Below are 3,230 nucleotides of genomic sequence, written 5' to 3'. Positions count from 1 at the left end.
TGCTCTTTAACAATCTGGAACAAGCTGAAAATTTGAAACAATCAGTGTTATTGAAAAATGGCATTGATGAGTCTCTCAATACTCCAATCTGAAGACACCTTCGGGTTGTGAGGTTAAGCGAATAAGCGTACACGGTGGATGCCTAGGCAGTCAGAGGCGATGAAGGACGTGCTAATCTGCGAAAAGCGCCGGTGAGCTGATAAGCAGCGTTATCAGCCGGCGATATCCGAATGGGGAAACCCAGTGCAATCCGTTGCACTATCATTCACTGAATCCATAGGTGAATGAGGCGAACCGGGGGAACTGAAACATCTCAGTACCCCGAGGAAAAGAAATCAACCGAGATTCCCCCAGTAGCGGCGAGCGAACGGGGAGCAGCCCAGAGCCATCAACAATATCAGCGTCAGGAGAACGGTCTGGAAAGGCCGGCAGTAAAGGGTGACAGCCCCGTATCCGAAGACGCTGGTGTTGGGAGCTCGAAGAGTAGGGCGGGACACGTGGTATCCTGTCTGAATATGGGGGGACCATCCTCCAAGGCTAAATACTCCTGACTGACCGATAGTGAACCAGTACCGTGAGGGAAAGGCGAAAAGAACCCCGGCGAGGGGAGTGAAAGAGAACCTGAAACCGTGTACGTACAAGCAGTGGGAGCACCTTTTAAGGTGTGACTGCGTACCTTTTGTATAATGGGTCAGCGACTTATATTCTGTAGCAAGGTTAACCGTTTAGGGGAGCCGCAGGGAAACCGAGTCTTAACGGGGCGTTAAGTTGCAGGGTATAGACCCGAAACCCGGTGATCTAGCCATGGGCAGGTTGAAGGTTGGGTAACACTAACTGGAGGACCGAACCGACTAATGTTGAAAAATTAGCGGATGACTTGTGGCTGGGGGTGAAAGGCCAATCAAACCGGGAGATAGCTGGTTCTCCCCGAAAGCTATTTAGGTAGCGCCTCGTGAACTCATCTTCGGGGGTAGAGCACTGTTTCGGCTAGGGGGTCATCCCGACTTACCAACCCGATGCAAACTGCGAATACCGAAGAATGTTATCACGGGAGACACACGGCGGGTGCTAACGTCCGTCGTGAAGAGGGAAACAACCCAGACCGCCAGCTAAGGTCCCCAAGTCATGGTTAAGTGGGAAACGAAGTGGGAAGGCTCAGACAGCCAGGATGTTGGCTTAGAAGCAGCCATCATTTAAAGAAAGCGTAATAGCTCACTGGTCGAGTCGGCCTGCGCGGAAGATGTAACGGGGCTAAACCATGCACCGAAGCTGCGGCAGCGACACGTAAGTGTTGTTGGGTAGGGGAGCGTTCTGTAAGCCGCTGAAGGTGAACTGTGAGGTTTGCTGGAGGTATCAGAAGTGCGAATGCTGACATAAGTAACGATAAAGCGGGTGAAAAACCCGCTCGCCGGAAGACCAAGGGTTCCTGTCCAACGTTAATCGGGGCAGGGTGAGTCGACCCCTAAGGCGAGGCTGAAAAGCGTAGTCGATGGGAAACAGGTTAATATTCCTGTACTCGGTGTTACTGCGAAGGGGGGACGGAGAAGGCTATGTCAGCCGGGCGACGGTCGTCCCGGTTTAAGCGTGTAGGTGGGTGGTTTTGGTAAATCCGGACCGCTGTTAACACTGAGGCGTAATGACGAGGCACTACGGTGCTGAAGTGACAGATGCCCTGCTTCCAGGAAAAGCCTCTAAGCCTCAGGTAACATTGAATCGTACCCCAAACCGACACAGGTGGTCAGGTAGAGAATACTCAGGCGCTTGAGAGAACTCGGGTGAAGGAACTAGGCAAAATGGTGCCGTAACTTCGGGAGAAGGCACGCTGATAGGTAGGTGAAGCCCCTGCGGGCGGAGCTGAAATCAGCCGAAGATACCAGCTGGCTGCAACTGTTTAATAAAAACACAGCACTGTGCAAACACGAAAGTGGACGTATACGGTGTGACGCCTGCCCGGTGCTGGAAGGTTAATTGATGGGGTCAGCCGCAAGGCGAAGCTCTTGATCGAAGCCCCAGTAAACGGCGGCCGTAACTATAACGGTCCTAAGGTAGCGAAATTCCTTGTCGGGTAAGTTCCGACCTGCACGAATGGCGTAATGATGGCCAGGCTGTCTCCACCCGAGACTCAGTGAAATTGAACTCGCTGTGAAGATGCAGTGTACCCGCGGCAAGACGGAAAGACCCCGTGAACCTTTACTATAGCTTGACACTGAACCTTGAGCCTTGATGTGTAGGATAGGTGGGAGGCTTGGAAGTGTGGACGCCAGTCTGCATGGAGCCATCCTTGAAATACCACCCTTGAATGTTTGATGTTCTAACGCAGGCCCGTGACCCGGGTTGCGGACAGTGTCTGGTGGGTAGTTTGACTGGGGCGGTCTCCTCCCAAAGCGTAACGGAGGAGCACGAAGGTTAGCTAATCACGGTCGGACATCGTGAGGTTAGTGCAAAGGCATAAGCTGGCTTGACTGCGAGAGTGACGGCTCGAGCAGGTACGAAAGTAGGTCTTAGTGATCCGGTGGTTCTGTATGGAAGGGCCATCGCTCAACGGATAAAAGGTACTCCGGGGATAACAGGCTGATACCGCCCAAGAGTTCATATCGACGGCGGTGTTTGGCACCTCGATGTCGGCTCATCACATCCTGGGGCTGAAGTAGGTCCCAAGGGTATGGCTGTTCGCCATTTAAAGTGGTACGCGAGCTGGGTTTAGAACGTCGTGAGACAGTTCGGTCCCTATCTGCCGTGGGCGTTGGAAGATTGAAAGGGGCTGCTCCTAGTACGAGAGGACCGGAGTGGACGCACCACTGGTGTTCGGGTTGTCATGCCAATGGCATTGCCCGGTAGCTAAGTGCGGCAGAGATAACCGCTGAAAGCATCTAAGCGGGAAACTTGCCTTGAGATGAGTCTTCCCTTGTCCCTTGAGGACACTGAAGGAACGTTCGAGACGAGGACGTGGATAGGCCGGGTGTGTAAGCGTGGCGACACGTTGAGCTAACCGGTACTAATGAACCGTGCGGCTTAACCTGACAACACCGAAGGTGTTTTGGGCGTAGAGAGAGAGCAGAATGGGGTTTCAAATGCAAGACAGCAGCTTGTTCGGGATTGAATACAGAATTTGTCTGGCGGCAACAGCGCGGTGGTCCCACCTGACCCCATGCCGAACTCAGCAGTGAAACGCCGTAGCGCCGATGGTAGTGTGGGGTCTCCCCATGTGAGAGTAGGACACTGCCAGACAT

At 53.4% G+C, this 3,230-nt stretch carries 2 rRNA genes; both read left to right on the top strand.

Annotation, left to right across the window (positions count from 1 at the left end):
• Positions 1–111: 111 nt before the first annotated feature.
• Positions 112–3,020 (top strand): 23S ribosomal RNA (locus Xenpb_RS20555).
• A 92-nt stretch (positions 3,021–3,112) separates the two neighbouring features.
• Positions 3,113–3,228, top strand: a 5S ribosomal RNA gene (rrf, locus tag Xenpb_RS20550).
• The last annotated feature ends 2 nt before the right edge of the window (positions 3,229–3,230 follow it).

This window comes from Xenorhabdus sp. PB62.4, assembly GCF_014467285.1.
Lineage (GTDB): Bacteria > Pseudomonadota > Gammaproteobacteria > Enterobacterales > Enterobacteriaceae > Xenorhabdus.
The sequence above is the reverse complement of the archived record's forward strand: the minus strand, read 5'-3'. Positions and strand labels throughout refer to the sequence as shown.